Genomic DNA, 23,831 nt, shown 5'->3' on the forward strand with positions numbered 1-23,831 from the left:
ATTATCCGTTGCTTGCCAGAACCGAGACCTTCCGTCCCATCGTCTCGCCTTCCTTGTCAAGGAGGCGCGTCGGATAGTCGCCGGTGAAGTAGTGGTCGGTGAACTGCGGACGGGCCGGGTTGCGGTCCTCGCCGCCGACGGCGCGGTAGAGCCCGTCGATGGAGAGGAATTCCAGCGAATCCGCGCCGATATACTTCGCCATCGCCTTGACGTCGTTGTACTGGTTGGCGAGCAGCTTGTCCCGGTCGGGCGTGTCGATGCCGTAGAAGTCGGGGTAGAAGATCATCGGGCTGGCGACGCGGATATGCACTTCCTTCGCGCCCGCATCGCGGATCATCTGCACGATCTTCAGCGACGTCGTGCCGCGCACGATCGAATCGTCGACGAGGATGACGCGCTTGCCGGCGATCATCGCGCGGTTGGCCGAGTGCTTCAGCTTGACGCCGAAGGCGCGGATCTGCTGCGTTGGCTCGATGAAGGTGCGGCCCACATAGTGGTTGCGGATGATGCCGTATTCGAACGGGATGCCGCTCTCCTGCGCATAGCCGAGCGCGGCGGGCGTGCCGCCGTCCGGCACCGGAACGACGACGTCGCCCTCGACCGGGTGCTCCTTGGCAAGGTTCATGCCCATGTTCTTGCGCGCCACATAGACCGAGCGGCCGCCGACGACGGAATCGGGGCGGGCGAAATAGACATATTCGAAGAGGCAGAGGCGCTCCGGCTGCGGGTTGCCCGATTTCTTGGCCTCGATGGTGATCGAGCCGTCCGGCTGGATCTCGCAGACGATGATCTCGCCGTTCTCGACGTCACGGATGTATTTCGCGCCGATGATGTCGAGCGCGCAGGTTTCCGAGGCGAAGATCGGCTTGCCGTCGAGCTCGCCCATGACGAGCGGGCGGATGCCCGTGGGGTCGCGCGCGGCGATCAGCTTGGTGCGGGTGATGCCGAGCATCGAATAGCCGCCTTCCATCTGGCGGATGGCGTCGATGAAGCGGTCCGTCGTGGAGGTGTAGCGCGAGCGGGCGATGAGGTGGAGCACGACCTCCGTGTCCGAGGTCGACTGACAGATCGCGCCGCCGGCGATGATCTGCCGGCGCAGCGTCAGGCCGTTGGTGAAGTTGCCGTTATGGGCGACGGCGATGCCGCCGACTTCCAGTTCTGCAAAGAGCGGCTGTACGTTGCGCAGCGCCACTTCCCCGGTGGTGGAATAGCGGGTGTGGCCGATCGCCATGTTGCCGGGGAGCTTTGCGAGCGTCACCGGGTTCGTATAGTGGTCGCCGACAAGGCCCATATGCTTTTCCGTGTGGAACTGCTTGCCGTCGAAGGAGACGATGCCGGCGGCTTCCTGGCCACGGTGCTGCAGCGCGTGCAGGCCGAGCGCCGTCAGCGTCGCGGCTTCCGGATGGCCGAGAATGCCGAAGACGCCGCACTCCTCGTGAAGCGTGTCGCCGTCGAGATCGTCGTCGTGGCGGCCGGGAAACTGGAAGTCGCTCATTGCTGCAAGCCTTTGCTCGGGACCGTAAGAGGTTGCACGGGGTTCTGGGTCGTTCGGCAAGGCCCATATGGGCATTGCCGAAAGCATTTGCCACCGAGGCCCGGAAGCGTCAGTGGCTGATGATCTATCCTATCAAAAAATCGGGGAGCCTGCCTTCGCCATTTCTCGCGAGTGTCGGCTCCCCTGATCGCTTGTCATCCGTTTGTGGCGGGCGTCTCTTCGGCGGGCGTCTGGTTCGTGCCGCCGGTGGCGCCGTCCGGATCCTCCGTGCCGCCTTCGCCCTCGGCCGGCTTGCCGCGCAGGCGGTCGAGGATCGTCGCGTCGGCGTCCTCCGGCAGGAGCGCCACGAGGCGCGAGCCGAGATTGTCGAGCAGCGGCTTGGACTTCGCCGTGGTGACCCAGGAGGGCTGCTGCTGCGGGGCGACCAGCCAGTTGAAGAACAGCATGGCGACGACGACGAGCAGGATGCCGCGGGCCGCGCCGAACAGGAAGCCGAGCGTGCGGTCGAGCGCGCCGATGCGGCTGTCGATGATGAAATCGGCAATCCGCATGGTGATGAAGGAGATCACGATGAGCGCGACGAGGAAGACGGCGGCGGCCGAGCCGACCATCGCGACCGTGTCGCTCGTCGTATAGTCCTTCGCATAGGGCAGGAGGACCGGATAGAGGAAATAGGCGGCTGCCGCGGCACCCACCCAGCTGGCGACGGAAAGCACCTCGCGCGAGAAGCCGCGCACCATCGCCAGCACGGCGGAGAACAGCGCGACGCCGATGACGATACCGTCGAGAATTGTGATGGGCATGTTCGTCCTACTCCAAACCCGAAATGTCGTCGGGCCCCGTACCGCTCAAGCGGGGGGCACCTTAGCGGAAGGCGTGTCCGTCGTCTCAGTTCGGCGCGATGCCGCCCCATGTTTCCCACAAGGCTTTGTCGACCGCCGGGGCGTCAAACGTCCTCGTCCTCCCGCTTCAGGGCGCTTTTCGATCCGGCAATGCGCGCCACCAGATCCGGCAGGCTGTCTATCTCGTTCCAGCGGCCGCCGGCGCCCTTGGGCAGATCGGCGGAGCCGGCAGGGAGCACGGCCTGCGAAAAACCCAGCTTTTCCGCCTCCTTGAGGCGCTGGGCGGTGTGCGCCACCGGGCGAATGGCGCCCGACAGGCTGACTTCGCCGAAATAGACGCAATCGGCCGGAAGGGCAAGACCGGCAAGCGAGGAAACCAGCGCCGAGGCGACAGCAAGGTCCGCCGCCGGTTCCGAGATGCGATAGCCGCCCGCCACGTTGAGGTAGACGTCGTGCTGCCCGAGCCGGACGCCGCAATGGGCCTCCAGCACGGCGAGGATCATCGAGAGCCGCGCCGAATCCCAGCCGACGACCGCCCGGCGCGGCGTGCCGAGCGAGGTTGGGGCGACGAGCGCCTGCACCTCGACCAGCACCGGCCGTGTGCCCTCCATGCCGGCGAAGACAGCGGCACCCGGCGATTTGGCATTGCGCTCGCCGAGGAAGAGCTCGGAGGGGTTGGAGACCTCGCGCAGGCCCTTGTCGGACATTTCGAAGACGCCGATCTCGTCCGTCGGGCCGAAGCGGTTCTTGACCGTGCGCAGGATGCGGTAGTGGTGGCCGCGGTCGCCCTCGAAATAGAGCACGGCGTCGACCATGTGCTCGACGACGCGCGGGCCGGCGATCTGTCCCTCCTTGGTGACATGGCCGACCAGCACCATGGCGGCGCCGGTCTGCTTGGCGAAGCGGATCATCGCCTGCACGCCGGTGCGCACCTGCGTCACTGTCCCGGGCGCGGCCTCGGCTGTATCGCTCCACAGCGTCTGGATCGAATCGATGATGACGAGGTCCGGCCGCTTGCCTTCGCCGACGGTGGCGAGGATGTCCTCGACATTGGTCTCGGCGGCGAGCAGCACGTCGGTCTCGGCGGCCTGCAGGCGCTGGGCGCGCAGGCGCACCTGCGCCACCGCCTCTTCGCCCGAGACGTAGATGATGCGGTGGCCGCGGCGGGAGAGGGCGGCGGCGGCCTGCATGAGGAGGGTCGACTTGCCGATGCCGGGATCGCCGCCGATCAGGACGGCCGAGCCGCGCACGAAACCGCCGCCGGTCGCCCGGTCGAGTTCGCCGATGCCGGTGTGGATGCGCGGCGCCTCCTCGATTTCGCCCGACAGGGCGGTCAGCGCGACGGGCCGGCCCTTCTTCGGCACCTTGCCGGGGCCGGAGCCGATGCCGCCCATCGGGTCTTCCTCGACGACGGTGTTCCACTCGCCGCAGCCCTCGCATTTCCCGACCCAGCGGGAATGCGCGGTGCCGCAGTTCTGGCAGACGAATTGGGTGCGGGCTTTCGCCATCGGGTCTCGCTTTGCGAAATGCTGTGTCTGACGCAATCCCGGGCGGAAAACCGCTTCGCCCTCTTCTTGGAACTGCTTTGGGAATCGCTCCGCAAGCCATTAGCACAAAACAGGAACGTGTCCTATTTTTTCGCGGCCTCGTAGCGCCGTTCGTAGCGGCTGCCGAGGCTGGTCAGGAGTTCGTAGTCGATCGTGCCGCCGGCGCGGGCCACGTCCTCGATGGGCATGTTGCGGCCGAAGAGCTCGATGAAATCGCCGGCCCGGACGCTGCCCTGCGGCAGGTCCGTCACGTCGAAATGCGTGAGGTCCATGGTGACGCGGCCGATCAGCGGCACCATGCGGCCGTGCAGCACGCCGCTGGCGCCCGGGATGTTCGTCTTGCGCAGCGGCACGCCGGAGCCGGAAAGCGCCCGCATGTAGCCGTCCGCATAGCCGACCGCGGCGACGGCGATGCGCGTGTCGCGGGAAAAGACGGTGGTGGCGCCGTAGCTGACGCTTTCGCCGGCCTTCGCCTCGCGCACCTGCAGGATGCGCGCCTCGGCGGTGACGACGGGTTTCATCGGGTTCGGCACGTCGTTGACGGCCGCCCCGCCATAGAGCGAAATGCCGGGGCGGGTGAGGGTGAAGTGATAGTCCTCGCCGAGGAAGATGCCGGCCGAGTTGGCGAGCGTCGCATCGATGCCGTCGAAGGCGTCGACGGCGGTGCGGAAACGCTGGAGCTGCTGGCGGTTGAGCGGGTGGTTCGGGTCATCCGCGCAGGCGAGGTGGCTGAGCAGCATGATCGGCGAAAAGCTCGCCGGCCGCGCGACGTCGCCGGCAAGCGCCAGCGCATCCTCAACGCGCAGGCCGAGCCGGCTCATGCCGGTATCGACATGCAGCACGCAGGGATGGTCGCGTCCGTCGGAAACGGCGGCCATGAAGACGGCGAGCTGTTCCTCCGAGGCGATGACGGGCACGAGGTCGAATTCGAAGAACAGCCGCTCGGAACCGGCCCACATGCCCGACAGCACATAGAGGCGCACATCCGGCAATACGGCGCGCAGCGCCGCGCCTTCCGTAGGCGTGGCGACGAAGAAGTCGCGCGCGCCCGCCATGTGAAAGGTCCTGGCGGCCGGCTCCAGCCCGATGCCGTAGGCGTCGGCCTTCAGCACCGCGGCGGTGCGGGCGGCGCCCGAGCGCCGCGCCATCGCGCGCCAGTTGTCGGCAAGTGCCGAAAGGTCGATGGTCAGGCGGGCATGGTCCTCGCCGGCGACGGGCAGGGTGGATCGGGCGTGCGTGTGGTGCGTGCTCATCTTCCTGAAATACAGCCTGTGGACCATGGCGGCAATACGCTCGCCTGCCGCATTGCCGCGGGGCGGGGCCGCCTCTATGGTGCCGCGCCGAAAGGGAGAGCATCATGCGGGGAGGGATGAAGGCGGCCTTGGGAGCGATGGCGACCGTCCTTGCGGGCCAGGCCTCGGCGGCGGCGCAGGACGCTCCCACGGATGCCGGCATGCGCGAGGCGCATGCCGTGCTGCTCGGCCTTGCCCAGGACGGCGTGGCGCCGGTGCGCGAGGCCGGCGCGGACATCTACTATTCGATCGTCGACAATCCCAACGCGCCGCGGCTGGTGACGCGGCTGGAAGTCTCCGGCGCGCCCTGCCGCGCCCGCACGATCTCCGCCCTGCAGTTCCCGGAAAGATGGGCGACGCTGACGATCGGCCTCATCGACCTCAGCCGCGTGACGACGGCCATCGCCTATGCCTCCGTCGACGACATGATCGCGGAGGCCAGGCCTGTTCCGCTCGCTTCGCCCGAAGCGGAGCAGGTCGTGCTGACCGGAGCGGGACTTTACTGTTCGAGCCGCCTGTCGCTCTCCGGCAGGAGCGATGCCGCGGACGAAACCTGCACGGACAGGCTGGATCTGCCGATGATGGACGAGGAGCAGAAGGCACGCGGCCGGCAGGTGCTGGCCATCGTGGCGGACTTCTGCAAGGCCCCGGCCTTCGAAGGGAAGTGACGGGCGACAGGGAAACGCCCCTCATCCGGCCTGCCGGCCATCTTCTCCCCGTAAACGGGGAAGAGGATGTGCCTGTGCCGGTTTCCCCGATCAATGACCGCTCGTGGGGCAGGTCCCCTCTCCCCGCTTGCGGGGTGAGGGGCAAGCGCCCCGTCCGTCAGTGCTCGTACTGGCTGAAGGACGGGTCGGCGAGGTCGGTGAAGCGGGTGTATTCCGACTGGAAGGCGAGTTTCACCGTGCCGGTCGGTCCGTGGCGCTGCTTGGCGATGATGACGTCCGCCGTGCCCTTCACCTTCTCGAACTGCATCTTCCATTCTTCGTATTTCGGGTCGAACTCGTCGCGCGGCTCCAAGTTCTTCACGTAATATTCCTCGCGGAACACGAAGAGCACCACGTCGGCGTCCTGCTCGATCGAGCCCGATTCGCGAAGGTCGGAGAGCTGCGGGCGCTTGTCCTCGCGGCTTTCCACCTGACGGGAAAGCTGGGAGAGCGCGATGATCGGCACGTTCAGCTCCTTGCCGAGCGCTTTCAGGCCCGTGGTGATCTGGGTGATCTCCTGCACGCGGTTGTCGCTCGATTTGCCGGAGCCGGTCATCAGCTGGATATAGTCCACCACCAGGCAATCTAGGCCGCGCTGGCGCTTCAGGCGCCGCGCGCGGGCGGAGAGCTGGGCGATGGAGATGCCGCCGGTCTGGTCGATATAGAGCGGGACCTTCTGCATCATTTGGCTGCAGGCGACGAGCTTTTCGAAGTCGGCCTCGGAAATGTCGCCGCGGCGGATCTTTGAGGACGAGACTTCCGTCTGCTCGGAGATGATGCGGGTGGCGAGCTGCTCGGAGGACATTTCGAGCGAGTAGAAGCCGACGACGCCGCCGTTCTTCGCCTTGAACGAGCCGTCCGCCTGGACTTCCGGCTCATAGGCGGCGGCGATGTTGTAGGCGATGTTGGTGGCAAGCGAGGTCTTGCCCATGCCGGGACGGCCGGCGAGCACGATCAGGTCCGAACGCTGCAGGCCGCCCATGCGGGCGTCGAGCGAGTGGATGCCGGTCGAGATGCCCGACAGCGAGCCGTCACGCTCGAAGGCGGCGCCGGCCATGTCGATCGCCAGCGCGACGGCATCGTTGAAGGACTGGAAGCCGCCGTCGTAGCGGCCCGTCTCGGCCAGCTCGAACAGGCGCCGTTCGGCATCCTCGATCTGGGTCTGCGGCGGCATGTCGAGCGGCGCGTCATAGGCGATGTTGACCATGTCCTCGCCGATATTGATCAGCGAGCGGCGCAGCGCCAGGTCGTAGATCGCCCGGCCATAGTCCTCCGCGTTGATGATCGTCACGGCCTCGGCGGCAAGGCGCGCGAGATATTGCGGGATCGTGAGATCCCCCACCTTGCCGTCGGCCGGCAGGTGCGTCTTCAGCGTGATCGTCGTCGCGATCTTGCCCATGCGGATCGTGTCGCCGGCAAGCTCGTAGATCTTGCGGTGCAGCGGCTCGTTGAAGTGCATGGGCTTCAGGAAGTCCGAGACGCGGTAATAGGCATCGTTGTTGACGAGGATCGCGCCGAGCAGCGCCTGCTCCGCCTCGATGTTGCTGGGCGCCTCGCGGTGATGCAGCTCCGCATTGTCGCGGCCGGCCTGGCTGAGCTTGCGCACGGCGTCGTTCATCGTCCCGAATCTCCCCATCCCTGTTTGCGAAGGCCGCTGGTTTGGTTGCTTTGCCGCCGGGGGTCAAGCGCTTCCGACTCACCCCGTCCATTAAGCCCGGTCTTAGACTTTTCCACAGGCGGCAGGGACACAGCAAGCCCGGATTCCGCCGGGCCTGCTGGCTTTCGGTTGACACCGCTTCCGAATCTCAGAGCGAGGCCTCCTGGGGGAATTGCCGCGCGCCGCGCCGTTCGCCCTTCGGATTGCCTTCATGCGCCTTGAGGCAATCCTCGCCGCGCCCGATATATTCGCGCGTCAGCGGCACGGCCTGCTGGTCGTGCGCCAGCTGGAGCTGGAAGACGACGAGGTTCTGCCAGCGGAAGGCGCTCTCGGAGGCGGCGAGATAGAACTCCCAGATCCGGCAGAACTTCTCGTCGTAGAGCGCCTTTGCCTCCTCGCGCCGGGCCATGAAGCGTTCCCGCCAATGGCGCAGCGTTTCGGCATAATGCAGGCGCAGGATCTCCACGTCCGTCACGGCAAGGCCGCTCTTTTCCACAGCCTGCATGACCTCCGAGAGGGCCGGGATATAGCCGCCGGGGAAGATGTACTTCTCGATGAAAGGATTGTTGGCCGAGGGGCGATCCGTGCGGCCGATCGTGTGCAGCAGCATCACGCCGTCCCGCTTCAGGAGCGCGGCGCTCTTCCTGAAGAAGGTGAGATAGTTCGGCCGGCCGACATGCTCGAACATGCCCACGGACACGATGCGGTCGAACGGACCTTCCGTGTTGCGGTAATCCTGCAGCAGGAAGTTCACCTCGCCCGTCAATCCGGCCTCGCGCGCCCGCTTTTCCGAAAGGGCGTGCTGTTCGTCGGAGAGCGTCACGCCCGTCACCTTGGCGCCGAGCTGGCGGGCGAGGTAGAGCGCCATGCCGCCCCAGCCGCTGCCGATGTCGAGCACGCTCTGGCCCGGGCGGTTGATGTTGAGCTTGGCCGCGATGTGGCGCTTCTTGGCGAGCTGCGCCTCGTCGAGCGTCTGGTCCGGCCGCTCGAAATAGGCGCAGGAATATTGCCGGTCCTGATCGAGGAAGAGGTCGTAGAGCGCGCCGGTGAGGTCATAGTGGTGCTGGACGTTCCTGCGCGAGCGCACGATGCTGTTCTTCTCCCGCGCCCAGCGGAAGAGATAGCGCACCCGCTCCAGGAGACGGTTCCAGCGGCTGTCGTAATATTTGAAGTCGGGATTGCCGGTAAAGACGGTCTTCAGGAGGCCGTAGATGTCGCCCTCCACGATGTCGATATCGCCGGTGCCATAATGGTGCCCGAGATAATAGGCAGGGTCGAAGGCAAGGCCCCAGACCGCTTTCTTCGTGTTGAGACGCATATGGACGGGGTTTCCGGTGCCGTCGCCGAAGCGCTGGCGGGTGCCGTCCGGATAGGTGATCGTCAGATTTCCAGTCTCGACGAGGCGGGAAACGAGAGCCTGTACAATGAATTTCATTCGCTAAACTCCGTCGCGCTTAAAAAATCTGGCGGAACGGGTCTGGTCGGAAACCGGCCTGGGAAGCGGCCCGACCGCCAATCCAGTCTAACGACCTATAAATATTGATGTGAAAAGCCGGATTTCAAGCCGTGCTTTTTGGCCATCGAAAAAACAACGGGCCGGCAGAGCCGGCCCGTCAGGCTGTCAATTGGGGAGCCGGCAGGGCCGGCCCACATCCGATATCAGGCTTCGTCGTCTTCGCCGTCGGCTTCCGGATCGAAGAAGTCTTCCGGCTTCAGGGCGTCCTCGTCCACGCCGTAGATGGCGTCGGCGGAGGTCAGGCTTTCGCCCTTTGCCTGGCGCTCGGCTTCGTCGGCGGAGCGGGCGACGTTGATTTCGATGGTGATCTCGACTTCGGCATGCAGGTGCAGGACGACCTTGTGCAGGCCGATCGCCTTGATCGGGGTGTTGAGCTCGACCTGGTTGCGGCCGACGTTGAAGCCTTCGGCAGCCAGTGCCTCGATGATGTCGCGGGCAGCGACCGAGCCGTAGAGCTGGCCGGTTTCGCCGGCGGAGCGGACGATGACGAAGGACTTGCCGTCGAGCTTCTCGGCGACCGACTGGGCTTCCGACTTGCGCTCGAGGTTGCGGGCTTCGAGCGTCGCACGCTCGGATTCGAAGCGCTTCTTGTTGGCTTCGTTGGCGCGCAGCGCCTTGCCGAGCGGCAGCAGGTAGTTACGGGCAAAGCCGTCGCGAACCTTCACGGTTTCGCCCATCTGGCCAAGCTTGGCGATGCGTTCGAGGAGAATGACGTCCATTTCGAGTTCCTTTCTGAATGTCAGGTGTTCTGGTTTTTCTTCTCTGCCGGGCCGGCGGGCGTCAGCGCGATGGTGCGCCGCGTGTCCATCAGGCCCAGAATGAGGATGGCGAAGACCGGTATCGTGAAGAGCAATACCGAGAGATAGGCGAACCACAGGGCAAACAGCCGCCACGGCTTGCCGCGCGTCCTGAAGTGCAGGCTCGCGAAGCCGGCAAGCACGAAACCGGCCCCGAAGGTACCGCAGACGAGCGCGCCGATGATCGCCGGCACGCCGCCCATGAAGGCGAGGACAAGGCCGGCGAGGAAGAAGAAGATCGCGTTGCGGTGCATGCGCAGCGTCGAGGGCATGTCCTCGCGCGGGCGAAGGCCCCGGCCGGAGACGCGCACGATGAAGGTCGCGATGTAATAGGCCGCAAACAGCAGGAAGACCCAGAGCGCGCCCTGCACCAGCGGCAGGGCCAGCGCGAAGATGGCCTTCAGCTGCGCGACGGCGGCGGCGTCGGGGTTGTAGAGCGGCTCCTGCGCCTTCAGCGTCTGGATGACGATGTCGACGAGCTGGCTCGCCATGGCGCTGTCGTAGCCGACGATCGCACCGACGGCGATCATGCCGAGCGTGACCATGACGGCGAGATGCGCGAGGATGTTGGACAGGGGATACCAGGCGAGCGCGTCTTCCGGGCCGCCGAGTTCGGAGGCGGGACGGGCGAGGTTCGCGAGGTTGGAAAGCCAGCCGGCCGGGATCAGCGTAATGATGACGATCAGAAGCGCGAAATGCGAGGAGACCAGCATGGAGGCGGTCGCACCGCCGGCAAGGACGGCGATCAGCGCGCTGGCATTGCCCCAGCCTAGGCCGGCAATGAGAATGGGAAGGGCGGACGCGGCGTAAAGCACGATCGCGAGAGTCGACTGCGCATTCGCGCTCAGCGAAAGCAGAGCGGCGGTCACACCGGCAATCAGGCCGGTCGCAATCGATGTCGGCGTCAGGGTCTTCACGGCTTCGCTGTCCTGTCCGGTCAGACAGTTAGAGGAGTTTCCTGACAAACCTGTTCAGGACCGTCTCCCCAACATGGGATTTTGACCTCTTTCAAGGTCGGCGGCTCCGATCCGCGCCCAACGCGGAAGGGAAATGGGGAAGGCGGCGGACCGTCTTCCCCTTGAGTCAAGCATCCCGGCCCGACGTCGAGTCAGGCCGCAGAGTAACGTCCTTACGCTACGACGTAGGGCAGCAGGCCGAGGAAGCGGGCGCGCTTGATCGCCTTGGCGAGTTCGCGCTGCTTCTTCTGGGAAACGGCCGTGATGCGGGACGGGACGATCTTGCCGCGCTCGGAAATGTAGCGCGACAGGAGACGGACGTCCTTGTAGTCGATCTTCGGAGCGTTCGCGCCCGAGAAGGGGCAGGTCTTGCGGCGGCGGTGGAACGGACGGCGTGCCGGAGCGGAAGAAACATCAGCCATTGTAATAAACTCCTTCTGCTTCGATTACGCGCGGTCTTCGCGAGCCGGACGGTCGCCACGCGGCGGGCGGTCGCCGAAGTCGCGGCGCGGACGGTCGCCGAAATCGCGGCGCGGGCCGCGGTCGTCGCCATCACGACGCGGACGGTCGTCGCGGTCGCGCTTCTGCATCATGGCCGACGGGCCTTCCTCGTGGGCTTCCACGGCGATGGTCATGTAACGAAGAACGTCTTCGTTGATGCGCATCTGGCGTTCCATCTCGTGGATGGCGGCGGCAGGAGCGTCGATGTCCATCAGCGCGTAGTGCGCCTTGCGGTTCTTCTTGATGCGGTAGGTGAGGGACTTGAGGCCCCAGTTCTCGACCCGGCCGACCTTGCCGCCGAGCGATTCGATTACACCCTTGTACTGTTCGACGAGAGCGTCGACCTGCTGGGCGGACACGTCCTGGCGGGCCAGGAAGACATGTTCGTAAAGAGCCATGTGGCTTTGCCTTTCTTGCGTTTACACCCGAAACCGGCGCCAAGCCTCAACGACAGTTCCCAAGGGCTTCAAGAAGCCGAAGCAAGAAAAGCGTTAATCCAGACGGTCGAGAGCGGAGACACGGGAGGCCGGAGCCCTTGGCTCCAAACGGCGGTCTTTCGGATCGCCGGCCCTCCGTTCAGCCACCAGCCGATTGACCGGGTGTGTTGAACAGCGCGCCTTATACGGATTTTCCGGCCGAAAGCAAGACCCGGGGCCAAATACAGGATCCCGGGCCGGAAATGCGCGCTGCCTCGTTTTGCGACAGGGCGGGAACCAAAATCGAGACGCCGCGTTGTTCATCCCGATCCAACCAGATGGAGTGACCGAAATGCAAGACCCGAACCTTGTCAATCGTCCCCCGGAAGATCGTACGACGCGTCCGGTGGATGACCGCGGACCGACCGTCGTGAACCAGAGCGGCGGGAGCGGTACGGGCGGCTGGGCCGTCGCCGTGATCCTCGCAGTCCTCGTCGCGGTGGGCATCTTCTATTTCGTCGGCAGCGGAACGCCGGGTGACGACGTCGACCCGAACGCCAACACGTCGGCCATCGGCACGACGGATACGGCGCCCGCCGGCGGCACGGCCACGGATGGCCAGGCGGGCGGTGCCACCGGCACGCAGCCGCTGGAAAGCCAGCCGGACGCTGGCGGTGCCGAGGGTGGTGCAACCACCACAAACCCGTAACGTCACCCGCATGGGGCAAACGAAAAACCCGCCGGAAACGGCGGGTTTTTTGATCTTTGGTCGAGCCTGCCGGGTAGGTGCTCGGCACTCCCGTGCTTTACGGGGCAGGCGCTCGCGTCACATCGGCGCGGGATAGAGCCGGTGGATGCGGCGGATGCCGTTCAGCACGTCGGGCGGGAGCGTGACCTCCGCAGCGCCGATATCCGTCTTCAACTGCTCCATCGTCGTCGCGCCGATGATGACGGAGGCCATGAAGGGCCGCGTCAGGCAGAAGGCGAGGGCCATCTGGGCGGGGTCGAGCCCGTGCTCCTTCGCAAGGTCCACGTAGGCGCGCACGGCCGGCTCCTGCAGCGGCTGGTAGCGGCCGCCGAGGTCGCCGTTCTTCGTCAGGCGCGAGCCCTCCGGCCGGGCGCCGTCGAGATATTTGCCGGTCAGGAGCCCCGCGGCGAGCGGCGAATAGGCGAGAAGGCCGATATCCTCGTGGTGCGAGACCTCGGCAAGGTCGAGGTCGTAGGCCCGGTAGAGCAGGTTGTATTCGTTCTGGATCGAGGCGACGCGGGGCAGGCCCTTTTCCTCGGCGCGCTTCAGGAACTGCATCGTGCCCCAGGCCGTCTCGTTGGAAAGCCCGAGTGCCCGCACCTTGCCGGCCTTGACGAGCTCACCGACGGTGTCGAGGGCCTCCGTCAGTTCGGCGGCGGCCTTCTCGCGATCCTGCTTCGACGGGTCGTAGCTCCAGGCATTGCGGAAATGATAGTGCCCGCGGTTCGGCCAGTGCAGCTGATAGAGGTCGACATAGTCGGTCTTCAGGCGCTGGAGGCTGCCGTCGATCGCCGAAAGGATGCTGGCGCGGCTCATCGGCGCGCCGCCGCGGATATAGGGGCGGCCGGGGCCGGCGACCTTGGTGGCGAGGACGACCCGGTCGCGGTTGCCGCGCGCCTGCAGCCAGGTCCCGATGAAGCGTTCGGTATCGCCGTAGGTCTCGGCGGAAAGCGGGGTCGTCGGGTAGAGTTCGGCCGTATCGATAAAGTTCACGCCCTGGGCGAACGCATAGTCGAGCTGGTCGTGCGCGTCCTTCTCGCTGTTCTGCGAACCCCAGGTCATCGTGCCGAGGCAGATCTCCGACACGCTGATGCCGGTCCGGCCAAGCGGATTGTATTTCATGGGAGGAGAAATCCTGTTGTGGAAACGGCGCGACTGTAGGCGGCTTCCCGCGAAGCGCAAGACGGAAAGCGCCTTTTCCCTGTGCGAAGGCCTTGGAAATGCCGGCTTCGGGACGGCGGAGGCCCGGCGCACGCCTTGACTCGCCGTGCCGGAATGTGAATGGAAAAGAAAACATGAGACGGGAGAGACCCCTATGAGCGTAGCATTCACCTTCCCCGGCCAGGGCAGCCAGGCCGTCGGCATGGGCAAGGATCTCGCCGAAACCTTTCCGGAGGCGCGCGCCGTTTTCGCGGAGGTCGACGAGGCCCTCGGCCAGAAGCTTTCCGCCATCATGTTCGAGGGACCGGAAGAGACGCTGACGCTGACGGCGAACGCCCAGCCGGCGCTGATGGCCGTGTCTATCGCCGTCATGCGCGTGCTCGAGGCGCGCGGCCTGTCGCTGAAGGACCAGGTCTCCTATGTCGCCGGCCATTCGCTCGGCGAATATTCGGCGCTCTGTGCCGCCGGGACCTTCTCGCTGGCCGATACCGCGCGGCTCCTGCGCATCCGCGGCAATGCCATGCAGTCCGCCGTGCCGGTGGGCGAGGGCGCCATGGCTGCCATCATCGGCCTGGAACAGGCGGATGTCGAAGCCATCTGCAAGGAAGCCTCCACCGGCGGCAGCTGCCAGATCGCCAACGACAATGGCGGCGGCCAGCTCGTCATCTCCGGCTCCAAGCCGGCCGTCGAGGTCGCCGCGCGGCTCGCGACGGAAAAGGGCGCCAAGCGCGCGCTGATGCTCTCCGTCTCCGCTCCGTTCCATTCCGCCCTGATGGGCCCGGCCGCCGATGCCATGCGCGAGGCGCTGGCAGGCGTTTCGGCGAAGGCGCCGGTCGTGCCGGTCGTTGCCAATGTCCGCGCCGCGCCGGTGAGCGACCCCGACGAGATCGTCCGCCTGCTCGTCGAGCAGGTCACCGGCCAGGTGCGCTGGCGCGAGACGGTCGAATGGTTCGCCGCAAACAACGTCACCACGCTTTACGAAGTCGGCTCCGGCAAGGTGCTGACCGGCCTTGCCCGCCGCATCGACAAGTCCGTCACCGGCATCGCCATCAACACGCCCGCCGATATCGACAGCGCGCTTGCGGCGCTCATTGGATGAGGAAGTAGGCAGTAGGGGACTGAAAGCCGACCTCCAGCCCGCCACAAACCTACTGCCTAATTCCTACTGCCTAATTCCCGACTCCCTGCCCTATTCGCTCCAGAAGAGGACCACCCCATGTTTGATCTTTCCGGCCGCAAGGCTCTCGTTACCGGCGCTTCCGGCGGCATCGGCGAGGAGATCGCCCGCATCCTCCATGCCCAGGGCGCCACCGTCGGCCTGCACGGCACGCGCGTCGAGAAGCTGGAAACGCTGGCCAATGAACTCGGCGAGCGCGTCCACATCTTCCCGGCCAACCTTTCCGACCGCGCCGAGGTCAAGGCGCTCGGCGAGAAGGCCGAGGCCGAGCTCGGCGGCGTCGACATCCTCGTCAACAATGCCGGCATCACCAAGGACGGCCTGTTCGTGCGCATGAGCGACGACGACTGGGATGCGGTTCTGGAAGTCAACCTCACGGCCGTCTTCCGCCTGACGCGCGAGCTCACCCACCCGATGATGCGCCGCCGCTACGGCCGCATCATCAACATCACCTCCGTCGTCGGCGTCACCGGCAATCCGGGCCAGGCGAACTACTGCGCCTCCAAGGCCGGCATGATCGGCTTCACCAAGTCGCTGGCACAGGAGATCGCGACGCGTAACGTCACCGTCAACTGCGTCGCCCCCGGTTTCATCGAAAGCGCCATGACCGGCAAGCTGAACGACAAGCAGAAGGAGGCGATCATGGGCGCCATCCCGATGAAGCGCATGGGCACCGGCGCGGAAGTCGCCTCCGCCGTCGCCTATCTCGCCTCGTCGGAAGCCTCCTACATGACGGGCCAGACGCTGCATGTGAACGGCGGCATGGCGATGATCTGACGAAGGCCAGGTGCCCGGCCCAAGTGTCCGGCGTTGCAGCATGAATAGCATGTTGACCGCTGGCGTACCGGGCATTTTCGGACTTTGCGGCAGACTTAAACCGTGTTAATCGGGCCATGACTGTCAGCAGTCGACCGGTAAATGCCAGAGCGATCGGGCGGTATGCAACAATATCGCCGATGCCGCATTGCCAGTTGAATGGCCCGGTTGAAGGGATTGCCGGATGTGTTCTTGAGGCACATCGGGCGTGTTGAGTGTCCGGTGCCGTGACAGGCGCCGATCAAAAACAAAGGTCGAGGAATCCGACATGAGCGATATCGCAGAACGCGTAAAGAAAATTGTCATTGATCATCTGGGCGTTGACGCCGAAAAGGTCAGCGAAGGCGCAAGCTTCATCGATGATCTTGGCGCGGACTCGCTCGACACCGTCGAACTGGTCATGGCGTTCGAAGAAGAATTCGGCGTCGAGATCCCGGACGATGCCGCCGACTCGATCCTGACGGTCGGCGACGCCGTCAAGTTCATCGAGAAGGCCCAGGCCTGATCTGAATTCCGGCGGGCCGCCTTCGGGCGGCCCGTCCCGGTCCCGCCGGGACCACACCTCCTCCTGGAGCAATAGACATAGAATACATAAGGGTGGATCACGGACGATGAGGCGTGTCGTTATCACGGGTACCGGCATGGTATCCCCGCTTGGCTGTGGCACCGAAGTTACCTGGAGCCGGCTTCTCGAAGGCCGCAGCGGTGCCGCCAGGGTAACCACCTTCGAGGTCGAGGACCTTCCCGCAAAGATCGCCTGCTCCATTCCGCTCGGCGATGGTTCCGACGGCACCTACAATGCCGACCAGTGGATGGAGCCCAAGGAACAGCGCAAGGTCGATCCCTTCATCGTCTATGCCGTCGCCGCGGCCGACATGGCGCTGGCCGATGCCGGCTGGCACCCGAAGACCGACGAGGACCAGATCGCCACCGGCGTGCTCATCGGCTCCGGCATCGGCGGCCTCGACGGTATCGTGGAGGCCGGCTACACGCTGCGCGACAAGGGCCCGCGCCGCGTCTCGCCCTTCTTCATTCCCGGCCGCCTGATCAACCTCGCCTCCGGCCAGGTCTCCATCAAGCACAAGCTGCGCGGCCCGAACCATTCCGTCGTCACGGCCTGTTCGACGGGCGCGCACGCCATCGGCGATGCCAGCCGTCTGATTGCGCTCGGCGATGCCGACGTCATGGTGGCGGGCGGCGCCGAATCGCCGATCTGCCGCATCGCGCTTGCCGGCTTCTCCGCCTGCAAGGCACTCTCCACCGCCCGCAACGACGACCCGACCGCCGCCTCGCGCCCCTATGATCGCGACCGCGACGGCTTCGTCATGGGCGAGGGCGCCGGCATCGTCGTCCTGGAGGAGCTGGAACACGCCAAGGCGCGCGGCGCGAAGATCTATGCGGAAGTGGTCGGCTACGGCCTTTCCGGCGACGCCTATCACATCACCGCCCCGTCCGAGGACGGCGACGGCGCCTATCGCTGCATGCAGATGGCGCTGAAGCGCGCCGGCATCCCGGCGAGCGAGCTCGACTACATCAACGCGCACGGCACCTCCACCATGGCCGACACGATCGAGCTCGGCGCGGTGGAACGCCTTGTCGGCGATGCCGCCTCGCGCATCTCCATGTCGTCCACCAAGTCGGCGATCGGCCATCTCCTGGGGGCCGCCGGTGCGGTCGAGGCGATCTTCACCGCGCTGGCGATTCGTGACAATATCGCCCCGCCGACGCTGAACCTCGACAATCCCGACGTCGAGACGGCGATCGACCTGGTGCCGCACAAGGCCCGCAAGCGCGAGATCAACGTGGCGCTGTCCAATTCGTTCGGCTTCGGCGGGACGAACGCGTCGCTGGTTCTCAAGCGCTACGCCTGACCATCCTTCCGCCGGCAAGCCCTCTCATCCGCCTGCCGGCACCTTCTCCCCGCGGGGGGAAGGGGAGAACCGAAACGTCGCATCCTCCCTCCCTTCTCCCCCGCGGGGAGACGGTGGCCCGAAGGGCCGGATGAGGGGGGAGGCTCGGATCATCGATATGCAGCGGGTTCATCCCGCTTTTGCCGTATTGCTCTGATCGATAGCATCGAGCAATGCCCGAACATGAGGACAGTCCGTGAGCGACACGAACGAACCCGGCGAGACGCAGTTTGGCCGCGGCGAGGCCTCCGGCCAGTCGCGCATCATCCCCAAATCCGCCAGCGAGGCCCTTCGGCCGGAGCAGGTGCCGCAGCCGCCGAGCCGGCGGCGCTCGCGCAAGGCGCGCAGCCAGATCGTCATCTTCCTGAACTTCGTCATGACCGTGGTCGTCTTCGCGACGATCATTGGCATCGGCATCTTCTACTACGGCGTGAAGAGCTATGAGGAGCCCGGCCCGCTGACGGCCAACACGAACTTCATCGTGCGCGCCGGCGCCGGCACGAACGAGATCGCGGCCAATCTCGAGCGCAACAACATCATCACCGACAGCCGCGTCTTCCGCGTGCTCTCGCGCATCTATCTCGACGGCGAGACGCTGAAGGCCGGCGAATACGAGATCAAGGCCGGCGCGACGATGCGCGAGATCGTCGAGCTCCTGAAATCCGGCAAGTCGATCCTCTATAGCGTCTCCGTGCCGGAGGGGCTGACGGTCAAGCAGGTCTTCAAGCGCCTGCAGGACGATCCCGTGCTCGAAGGCGACCTGCCGGCGGACCTGCCGGTCGAGGGCTCGCTGATGCCCGACACCTACAAGTTCTCGCGCGGCACCAAGCGCGCCGATATCCTCCACCAGATGCAGGACGCGCAGAAGGCGCTGATCGACCAGATATGGGAGCGCCGCGACGACGATCTGCCGATCGCCACGCGCGAGGAATTCGTCACGCTCGCCTCGATCGTCGAGAAGGAGACGGGCCGGGCCGACGAGCGGCCGCGCGTCGCCTCGGTCTTCCTCAACCGCCTGGACAAGGGCATGCGCCTGCAATCCGACCCGACGATCATCTACGGCATCTTCGGCGGCGACGGCAAGCCGGCCAACCGCCCGATCTTCCAGTCGGATCTGGAAAAGCAGACGCCGTTCAACACCTATATCATCAAGGGCCTGCCGCCGACGCCGATCGCCAATCCGGGCCGGGCCGCCCTGGAGGCGGTCGCCAACCCCTCGCGCACGCCGGACCTCTACTTCGTCGCCGACGGCACCGGCGGCCATGTCTTTGCCGAGACGCTCGAAGAGCACAACCAGAACGTCCGCCGCTGGCGCAAGCTGGAGGCGGAGAAGGCGGCCGAGGCCGCGAAAGAGGCGGAAGCCGCGGGGTCGCAGTAGGAACGCCCGCCATTCCCTGCAAAAGGCCCCGGCATTTCCGGGGCCTTTTGCTTTTCAAGAGGCTTCTGCCCGGCTTATCTTCACCTTTGATGTGGATCGCGCACCGTTCCAGACGCTGCCCCGTTCCCAACCCCGTGAAACTGCTCCACTTTGGGGGACGGTTTTGCGCGCGCGCCGCGCGTTTCGGCTGCCCCGCCTTCCGGTTCGACCTGCCGTCGCCGGGCGCCACTGGAGGACGACATGACATTGCAATCGATGACCGGTTTTGCGCGGGTCGAGGGAACCAGCGGGCGTACGCGCTGGGCGTGGGAGCTGCGCTCGGTCAATGGCAAGGGCCTGGACATCAGGCTGCGGCTGCCGCCCGGCTTCGAGGCGCTGGAGGGCGACGTGCGGCGCCTTGCCGGCGAAACGCTTGCGCGCGGCAATCTCCAGATCGGGCTTTCCGTGAGCGTCAGCGAGGCGCAGGTCGAGGCGGTGGTGAACCAGGGCGCGCTTGCCGCCGTGCTGGCGCTGCGCGAACAGCTGGCCGGCATGGTCGATCCGGCGCCGCTCAAGCTCGACACGCTGCTTGCCGTGCGCGGCGTCGTCGATTTCCGCGAGGCGGACGAGAGCGAGGCCGAGCGCGCGGCGCGCGACGCCGATATCCGCGCGGGGCTGTCCGAGGCGATCCGCTGTCTTGCCGAGATGCGCCGCAAGGAAGGGGTGGCGCTCGCCGGGGTGCTGCTCGGCCAGATCGCCCGCATCGAGGCGCTGACGGCAACCGTCGAGGCCGATCCCTCGCGCAGCGTCTTCGCCATTGCCGAGCGGCTTTCCGCGCAGGTCGCCATGCTCCTGCAGGGAACGACGGCGCTCGACCGCGACCGCCTGCACCAGGAAGCGGCGCTGATCGCCACCAAGGCGGATCTGCGCGAGGAGATCGACCGGCTGAAGGCGCATGTCGCGGCGGCGCGCGAGCTGATCGCCGAAGGCGGGCCGATCGGCCGCAAGCTCGATTTTCTCGCACAGGAATTTAACCGGGAATCGAATACGATCTGTTCCAAGTCGAACGCCGCTGCTGTAACGGCTGCGGGTATCGAACTGAAGGTCGTCATCGACCAGTTCAGGGAACAGGTCCAGAATCTGGAGTAGGCCATGGCCGAGCCGTCGAAGCATATCCATATCGAACGCCGCGGGCTCATGCTCGTCATCTCCTCGCCGTCGGGCGCCGGCAAGTCGACCATCGCCCGCAACCTCCTGGAAGCCGATCCCGGCCTCAGCCTGTCGGTCAGCGTCACCACGCGCCAGCGCCGGGCGAGCGAGATCGCCGGCCGCCACTACCACTTCATCAACCACAAGGAATTCGAGCGGCTGCGCGACAGCGAAGCGCTGCTCGAGTGGGCCGAGGTGCACGGCAATTTCTACGGCACGCCGCGCGAGCCGGTGGAAGAGGCGATGTCCGCCGGCCGCGACATGCTGTTCGACATCGACTGGCAGGGCGCCCAGCAGCTGCAGGAGAAGATGCCGGCCGACGTCGTCTCGATCTTCATCCTGCCGCCGTCGATGACCGAATTGCAGTCGCGCCTGCATCGCCGCGCCGAGGATACGGAGGAGGTCATCCAGACGCGCCTTGCCAATTCCCGCGCCGAGATCGAACACTGGCGGGAATACGACTATGTCATCCTCAACGACGACCTCTCCGTCGCCTTCGACGCTGTGCAGAGCATCGTCAAGGCCGAACGCCTGCGCCGCGACCGGCGGCACGGGCTGTTCGAGTTCGTGACGAAGCTGGTGACGGAGAAGCCGGTTTTGTAGGCGTTCGTCCGCATCCTCTTTCCGCGGGATTGCCCCTCACCCTAACCCTCTCCCCGCAGGCGGGGAGAGGGGACTTGCCCCACGAACGGGTCTTGTTTGGGGAAACCGGAACGGCATATCCCCTTCGCCCCGCCTGCGGGGAGAAGGTGGCCGGCAGGCCGGATGAGGGGCCGCTTAAACCTTACAACGCGTTCGCCAGCCGCACGAACTCTTCCACGCTCAGCGTCTCCGCCCGCCGCTGCGGATCGATCTCCGCGCGCGCCAGCAGCGCCTCGCCGCCGAGCGACTTGACGCTCTGGCGCAGCATCTTGCGGCGCTGGCCGAAGGCGGCATGGGTGACGCGCTCCAGCGCGGCGACGTCGCAGGGCAAGGGGTTTGCCACCGGCTCCAGATGCACGACGGACGAGGTGACCTTCGGGGGCGGCGTGAAGGCCTGGGGCGGCACGTCGAAGGCCATGCGGGCATGGCTGCGCCAGCCCGCGAGCACGCCGAGCCGGCCGTAGTGGTCGTCATTCTCCTCCGCCACGATGCGCAGGCCGACCTCGCGCTGGAACATCAGCGTCAGCGAGTCCCAGAAGGGCGGCCAGGCCTTCGGCAGCAGCCAGTTGACGAGGAGCTGCGTGCCGACATTGTAGGGCAGGTTGGCGATGATGCGCACCGGCTCGCCCGGCGCCAGCGCCTCGAAATCCGTCTTCAGCGCATCCCCTTCGATAACCGTCAGGCGGCCCGGATAATGCTCCGAAATCTCCACCAGCGCCGGCAGGCAGCGCGCGTCGCGCTCGATGGCGATCACCCGCTTGGCGCCGAGCGCCAGGATGGCGCGCGTCAGGCCGCCCGGTCCGGGGCCGACCTCGATCACCGTATGGTCCTCGATCGGGCCGGCGGTGCGGGCGATCTTCTGGGTAAGGTTGAGGTCGAGCAGGAAGTTCTGGCCGAGCGCCTTCTTCGCGTCGAGCCCATGGCGCTGGATGACGTCGCGGAGCGGCGGCAGCCCGTCGAGTGCGGCCATCAGGCGGTCTCCTTTGCGGCCCGCTCATGCCGGGCAAGGTCGTGGGCAAGACGGAGGGCGGCAAGCAGGCTGTCGGGCCTGGCGACGCCCTTGCCGGCAAGCGAAAAGGCCGTGCCGTGGTCCGGCGAGGTGCGGATGAAGGGCAGGCCCAGCGTGGCATTGACGGAATCGTCGAAGCCGAGCGCCTTGGCGGGGATCAGCGCCTGGTCGTGATACATGCAGAGCGCCACGTCATAGGCGGCGCGGGCGGCGTCGTGGAACATCGTGTCGGCCGGCAGCGGGCCGACCGCGTCGATGCCGGCTGCCTTGAGCCGCTCCACGGCCGGGCGCACGACGGCGTCGTCCTCCAGGCCCAGCGCACCGCCTTCGCCGGCATGCGGGTTGAGCCCGGCAAGGGCAAGGCGCGGGCGGGCGATGCCGAAGCGCTGGCGCAGGTCCCGTTCGGTGATGGTGGCCGTCTCCACGATCAGCTCTTCCGTCAGCGCCTCCGGCACGTCCTTCAGGGGAATGTGGATGGTGACGGGAACGCTGCGCAGCTTCGGCCCGGCCAGCAGCATGACGGGCAAAGCTTGCCGGCCCGTCGCCCGGGCGGCGAGGTCGGCGAGGAACTCCGTGTGGCCGGGAAAGCCGAAGCCGGCGTCGTAGAGCACGGCCTTGGCGATCGGGTTCGTCACCACGGCGGCGGTGCGGTCGGCGAATGTCAGGGCGACCGCGGTCTCGATCGCGCCGGTGATGGCGGCGGCGTTGCGGGAATCGGGTGAACCGGCCACGGCCGGCACGGCGCAATCGCAGGCGAGCACCGGCAGGGCGTCCGGGAAGAGGGCGGCCGCCATCTCCGGCTCCGCCGCCGCGACGGGAACATCGAGCCCGAGGGCGACGGCGCGCGCGCGCAATACCGCGGCATCGCCGATGAAGAGGAAGGGCGGCAGGGAGAGCGTCTTGCGGGCCGACCACAGGGCGAGCGTGATATCCGGCCCGATCCCCGCCGGGTCGCCCATGGTGAGCGCCAGCGGGGGAAAACTTGTCGTCGTCATGGGACCCTGCCGTCAGCGGGTTGGAAGGGGGAAACGTCCCGGCCGCGGCGCCCGTGAGCGGGCGCGGGCCGCGGTTCCGGCATCAGCGTTCGGTGATCGTCGCCTTCTTGCGCAGTTCGGCGAGGTACTTCTGGCTGTTCGCGTCGCCCTCGTTGCCCTTGGCCTTGCTGAGGTCCTCGGCGCGGAAGACCATCTCGGCCGCCACGTCGTCGTTGACCTCGCGCTTCTTGCAGATGGCGAGATATTCGACGCCGCGTTCGGTGACGCGCGTGCCCGTCGTCATGCCGTTCGCCTTCTCGATAAGCGGCTTCCAGTCCTCCGGCATTTCCGGCGCCAGCACGCGGCCGAGGTCGCGGATCGAGACGTCGCGCATGGTCGCGGCGAAGACCTTGGCCTGTTCGCAGCCGGGGAACTTCGAGCGCGAGGCCTCCGCCTCCTGCTTGCGCTTGCCGAGAATGGCGTTGCGGCGCTTCTCCGGCACGACGAAGATGACCTGCTTGAGGAAATATTCGGTGGTGACCGGCTTCTTGCCGCCGTTCTCCTGCATGCGCTGGACCAGCGTCTTGCTGTCCTTGGCAGCGCCGTAGCGGGCGTTGACGACGCGCGGCCAGCTCATCTGGATGGCGATGTACTGCTTGAAGTGGTCCGAACCGACGCCGGCGCGGCTCAGGATCTCGCCGAGCTGCTGGGTCGACATCTTGTTGGAGGCGGCAAAGCGGGCATAGGCGGCATCCACCTCGGCGCTGCTGACGGACATCTTGAGGCGCAGGATTTCCCCACGCTTCAGCACTTCGTCGATCATCTGCTCGCGGGCCTTGGCACGCAGGTTGCCGCCGGCGCGCTGCAGCCGAAGGAAGGCGGCGCGGCGCTCGATCTCGCCGGAGGTCACCGGCGTGTTGTTGACGACGGCCACGATCCCGCTTGCGGCCTGGACCGTGCCGGCCGGAGCCGCGATCGTCGCCGCAGCGGCAAGCGCCACGCCCATCATCATGGAGCGAACCAGAGAGTGTCTGCCCGTCATGCCAGTCCCTTTCCCAAACCCATTTCGCGCGCGCCGGTGTCGTTCGTGCGGGAATGCCGT

The 23,831-nt window shown here is 66.3% G+C and carries 23 protein-coding genes; 9 read left to right on the forward strand and 14 right to left on the reverse strand.

Features of this window, described 5'->3' with window-relative positions; genetic code table 11:
- Nucleotide 1 precedes the first annotated feature (1 nt).
- The 4 genes from purF to alr form a co-directional block, all read right to left on the reverse strand.
- Nucleotides 2-1,495 (reverse strand): amidophosphoribosyltransferase, encoded by a 1,494-nt coding sequence (purF, locus tag AABQ55_RS10490; protein ID WP_245082771.1) that lies wholly within the window; start codon nucleotides 1,493-1,495, stop codon nucleotides 2-4.
- 194 nt (nucleotides 1,496-1,689) lie between these two features.
- The gene (locus AABQ55_RS10495) at nucleotides 1,690-2,298 is read right to left on the reverse strand and encodes a CvpA family protein (RefSeq protein WP_272804974.1); all 609 of its coding nucleotides are present in this window, start codon (nucleotides 2,296-2,298) and stop codon (nucleotides 1,690-1,692) included.
- 143 nt (nucleotides 2,299-2,441) lie between these two features.
- Nucleotides 2,442-3,845 carry a DNA repair protein RadA gene (gene radA, locus AABQ55_RS10500; protein ID WP_245082781.1) on the reverse strand — a complete coding sequence of 468 codons (1,404 nt, stop codon included), beginning with the start codon at nucleotides 3,843-3,845 and terminating at the stop codon, nucleotides 2,442-2,444.
- Nucleotides 3,846-3,967: 122 nt separating this feature from the next.
- On the reverse strand, nucleotides 3,968-5,137 hold the full coding sequence (alr, locus tag AABQ55_RS10505) for an alanine racemase (protein WP_272804975.1): 1,170 nt from the start codon (nucleotides 5,135-5,137) through the stop codon (nucleotides 3,968-3,970).
- Between the two features lie 104 nt (nucleotides 5,138-5,241).
- On the opposite strand from alr, the gene AABQ55_RS10510 reads away from it, so the two are divergent.
- Complete coding sequence (locus AABQ55_RS10510) at nucleotides 5,242-5,844, forward strand: hypothetical protein (RefSeq protein ID WP_272804976.1); 603 nt, start codon at nucleotides 5,242-5,244, stop codon at nucleotides 5,842-5,844.
- A 157-nt stretch (nucleotides 5,845-6,001) separates the two neighbouring features.
- On the opposite strand, the gene AABQ55_RS10515 is transcribed toward AABQ55_RS10510, so the two are convergent.
- The 6 genes from AABQ55_RS10515 to rpsF form a co-directional block, all read right to left on the reverse strand.
- A complete protein-coding gene (locus tag AABQ55_RS10515) occupies nucleotides 6,002-7,501 on the reverse strand; it encodes a replicative DNA helicase (protein ID WP_245082787.1) in 1,500 nt (499 codons plus the stop codon).
- 187 nt (nucleotides 7,502-7,688) lie between these two features.
- Nucleotides 7,689-8,975, reverse strand: coding sequence for an SAM-dependent methyltransferase (locus tag AABQ55_RS10520; RefSeq protein ID WP_245082789.1), 1,287 nt, complete (start codon nucleotides 8,973-8,975; stop codon nucleotides 7,689-7,691).
- A gap of 224 nt (nucleotides 8,976-9,199) precedes the next feature.
- Complete coding sequence (rplI, locus tag AABQ55_RS10525; RefSeq protein WP_245082791.1) at nucleotides 9,200-9,775, reverse strand: 50S ribosomal protein L9; 576 nt, start codon at nucleotides 9,773-9,775, stop codon at nucleotides 9,200-9,202.
- Nucleotides 9,776-9,795: 20 nt separating this feature from the next.
- Complete coding sequence (locus tag AABQ55_RS10530) at nucleotides 9,796-10,770, reverse strand: YybS family protein (protein ID WP_245082793.1); 975 nt, start codon at nucleotides 10,768-10,770, stop codon at nucleotides 9,796-9,798.
- 212 nt (nucleotides 10,771-10,982) lie between these two features.
- Nucleotides 10,983-11,231 carry a 30S ribosomal protein S18 gene (gene rpsR, locus AABQ55_RS10535; protein ID WP_023515801.1) on the reverse strand — a complete coding sequence of 83 codons (249 nt, stop codon included), beginning with the start codon at nucleotides 11,229-11,231 and terminating at the stop codon, nucleotides 10,983-10,985.
- 24 nt (nucleotides 11,232-11,255) lie between these two features.
- Nucleotides 11,256-11,708: a 30S ribosomal protein S6 gene (gene rpsF / locus AABQ55_RS10540; protein WP_023515802.1), complete on the reverse strand. Its 453-nt coding sequence runs from the start codon at nucleotides 11,706-11,708 to the stop codon at nucleotides 11,256-11,258.
- A 424-nt stretch (nucleotides 11,709-12,132) separates the two neighbouring features.
- On the opposite strand from rpsF, the gene AABQ55_RS10545 reads away from it, so the two are divergent.
- Nucleotides 12,133-12,435 (forward strand): hypothetical protein, encoded by a 303-nt coding sequence (locus tag AABQ55_RS10545; RefSeq protein WP_272804977.1) that lies wholly within the window; start codon nucleotides 12,133-12,135, stop codon nucleotides 12,433-12,435.
- Nucleotides 12,436-12,552: 117 nt separating this feature from the next.
- Here the strand turns inward: AABQ55_RS10545 and AABQ55_RS10550 are convergent, their stop codons facing one another.
- Nucleotides 12,553-13,596, reverse strand: a complete 1,044-nt coding sequence (locus AABQ55_RS10550; protein ID WP_272804978.1) for an aldo/keto reductase — start codon at nucleotides 13,594-13,596, stop codon at nucleotides 12,553-12,555.
- A 193-nt stretch (nucleotides 13,597-13,789) separates the two neighbouring features.
- Here AABQ55_RS10550 and fabD point away from each other — a divergent pair, with 193 nt between their 5' ends.
- The 7 genes from fabD to gmk all read left to right on the forward strand — a co-directional run bounded on the left by fabD (nucleotide 13,790) and on the right by gmk (nucleotide 20,707).
- Nucleotides 13,790-14,734, forward strand: a complete 945-nt coding sequence (gene fabD, locus AABQ55_RS10555) for an ACP S-malonyltransferase (protein WP_272804979.1) — start codon at nucleotides 13,790-13,792, stop codon at nucleotides 14,732-14,734.
- A gap of 117 nt (nucleotides 14,735-14,851) precedes the next feature.
- Entirely contained in the window at nucleotides 14,852-15,589 is a 738-nt protein-coding gene (fabG, locus tag AABQ55_RS10560) for a 3-oxoacyl-[acyl-carrier-protein] reductase (protein WP_244765977.1), read from the forward strand.
- Between the two features lie 307 nt (nucleotides 15,590-15,896).
- Nucleotides 15,897-16,133, forward strand: coding sequence for an acyl carrier protein (locus AABQ55_RS10565; RefSeq protein WP_003531676.1), 237 nt, complete (start codon nucleotides 15,897-15,899; stop codon nucleotides 16,131-16,133).
- A gap of 106 nt (nucleotides 16,134-16,239) precedes the next feature.
- Nucleotides 16,240-17,499: a beta-ketoacyl-ACP synthase II gene (fabF, locus tag AABQ55_RS10570; RefSeq protein ID WP_272804980.1), complete on the forward strand. Its 1,260-nt coding sequence runs from the start codon at nucleotides 16,240-16,242 to the stop codon at nucleotides 17,497-17,499.
- A 235-nt stretch (nucleotides 17,500-17,734) separates the two neighbouring features.
- A complete protein-coding gene (gene mltG / locus AABQ55_RS10575; protein WP_244765975.1) occupies nucleotides 17,735-18,916 on the forward strand; it encodes an endolytic transglycosylase MltG in 1,182 nt (393 codons plus the stop codon).
- Nucleotides 18,917-19,156: 240 nt separating this feature from the next.
- On the forward strand, nucleotides 19,157-20,044 hold the full coding sequence (locus AABQ55_RS10580; protein WP_272804981.1) for a YicC/YloC family endoribonuclease: 888 nt from the start codon (nucleotides 19,157-19,159) through the stop codon (nucleotides 20,042-20,044).
- 3 nt (nucleotides 20,045-20,047) lie between these two features.
- The gene (gene gmk / locus AABQ55_RS10585) at nucleotides 20,048-20,707 is read left to right on the forward strand and encodes a guanylate kinase (RefSeq protein ID WP_244765973.1); all 660 of its coding nucleotides are present in this window, start codon (nucleotides 20,048-20,050) and stop codon (nucleotides 20,705-20,707) included.
- Between the two features lie 181 nt (nucleotides 20,708-20,888).
- On the opposite strand, the gene rsmA is transcribed toward gmk, so the two are convergent.
- The 3 genes from rsmA to AABQ55_RS10600 all read right to left on the reverse strand — a co-directional run bounded on the left by rsmA (nucleotide 20,889) and on the right by AABQ55_RS10600 (nucleotide 23,771).
- Nucleotides 20,889-21,716 (reverse strand): 16S rRNA (adenine(1518)-N(6)/adenine(1519)-N(6))-dimethyltransferase RsmA, encoded by an 828-nt coding sequence (rsmA, locus tag AABQ55_RS10590; protein ID WP_272804982.1) that lies wholly within the window; start codon nucleotides 21,714-21,716, stop codon nucleotides 20,889-20,891.
- Nucleotides 21,716-22,750 carry a 4-hydroxythreonine-4-phosphate dehydrogenase PdxA gene (gene pdxA / locus AABQ55_RS10595; protein WP_272804983.1) on the reverse strand — a complete coding sequence of 345 codons (1,035 nt, stop codon included), beginning with the start codon at nucleotides 22,748-22,750 and terminating at the stop codon, nucleotides 21,716-21,718. Before pdxA ends, rsmA begins: the two co-directional genes overlap by 1 nt.
- Before the next feature lie 82 nt (nucleotides 22,751-22,832).
- On the reverse strand, nucleotides 22,833-23,771 hold the full coding sequence (locus AABQ55_RS10600) for a SurA N-terminal domain-containing protein (protein WP_244765970.1): 939 nt from the start codon (nucleotides 23,769-23,771) through the stop codon (nucleotides 22,833-22,835).
- Between the last annotated feature and the right edge of the window lie 60 nt (nucleotides 23,772-23,831).

The organism is Shinella sp. WSD5-1 (assembly GCF_963942435.1).
Lineage (GTDB): Bacteria > Pseudomonadota > Alphaproteobacteria > Rhizobiales > Rhizobiaceae > Shinella > Shinella yambaruensis.

Excerpts from the sequence above, each read along its gene's own strand:
- AABQ55_RS10520 (WP_245082789.1), bottom strand. The coding sequence starts at position 8,975 with ATGAAATTCATTGTACAGGCTCTCGTTTCCCGCCTCGTCGAGACTGGA.
- fabF (WP_272804980.1), top strand. The coding sequence starts at position 16,240 with ATGAGGCGTGTCGTTATCACGGGTACCGGCATGGTATCCCCGCTTGGC.
- rsmA (WP_272804982.1), bottom strand. The coding sequence starts at position 21,716 with ATGGCCGCACTCGACGGGCTGCCGCCGCTCCGCGACGTCATCCAGCGC.
- AABQ55_RS10510 (WP_272804976.1), top strand. The coding sequence starts at position 5,242 with ATGCGGGGAGGGATGAAGGCGGCCTTGGGAGCGATGGCGACCGTCCTT.
- rpsF (WP_023515802.1), bottom strand. The coding sequence starts at position 11,708 with ATGGCTCTTTACGAACATGTCTTCCTGGCCCGCCAGGACGTGTCCGCC.
- AABQ55_RS10550 (WP_272804978.1), bottom strand. The coding sequence starts at position 13,596 with ATGAAATACAATCCGCTTGGCCGGACCGGCATCAGCGTGTCGGAGATC.
- fabD (WP_272804979.1), top strand. The coding sequence starts at position 13,790 with ATGAGCGTAGCATTCACCTTCCCCGGCCAGGGCAGCCAGGCCGTCGGC.
- purF (WP_245082771.1), bottom strand. The coding sequence starts at position 1,495 with ATGAGCGACTTCCAGTTTCCCGGCCGCCACGACGACGATCTCGACGGC.
- AABQ55_RS10600 (WP_244765970.1), bottom strand. The coding sequence starts at position 23,771 with ATGACGGGCAGACACTCTCTGGTTCGCTCCATGATGATGGGCGTGGCG.
- AABQ55_RS10495 (WP_272804974.1), bottom strand. The coding sequence starts at position 2,298 with ATGCCCATCACAATTCTCGACGGTATCGTCATCGGCGTCGCGCTGTTC.
- rplI (WP_245082791.1), bottom strand. The coding sequence starts at position 9,775 with ATGGACGTCATTCTCCTCGAACGCATCGCCAAGCTTGGCCAGATGGGC.
- AABQ55_RS10515 (WP_245082787.1), bottom strand. The coding sequence starts at position 7,501 with ATGAACGACGCCGTGCGCAAGCTCAGCCAGGCCGGCCGCGACAATGCG.
- gmk (WP_244765973.1), top strand. The coding sequence starts at position 20,048 with ATGGCCGAGCCGTCGAAGCATATCCATATCGAACGCCGCGGGCTCATG.
- fabG (WP_244765977.1), top strand. The coding sequence starts at position 14,852 with ATGTTTGATCTTTCCGGCCGCAAGGCTCTCGTTACCGGCGCTTCCGGC.
- AABQ55_RS10565 (WP_003531676.1), top strand. The coding sequence starts at position 15,897 with ATGAGCGATATCGCAGAACGCGTAAAGAAAATTGTCATTGATCATCTG.
- alr (WP_272804975.1), bottom strand. The coding sequence starts at position 5,137 with ATGAGCACGCACCACACGCACGCCCGATCCACCCTGCCCGTCGCCGGC.
- AABQ55_RS10580 (WP_272804981.1), top strand. The coding sequence starts at position 19,157 with ATGACATTGCAATCGATGACCGGTTTTGCGCGGGTCGAGGGAACCAGC.
- rpsR (WP_023515801.1), bottom strand. The coding sequence starts at position 11,231 with ATGGCTGATGTTTCTTCCGCTCCGGCACGCCGTCCGTTCCACCGCCGC.
- radA (WP_245082781.1), bottom strand. The coding sequence starts at position 3,845 with ATGGCGAAAGCCCGCACCCAATTCGTCTGCCAGAACTGCGGCACCGCG.
- pdxA (WP_272804983.1), bottom strand. The coding sequence starts at position 22,750 with ATGACGACGACAAGTTTTCCCCCGCTGGCGCTCACCATGGGCGACCCG.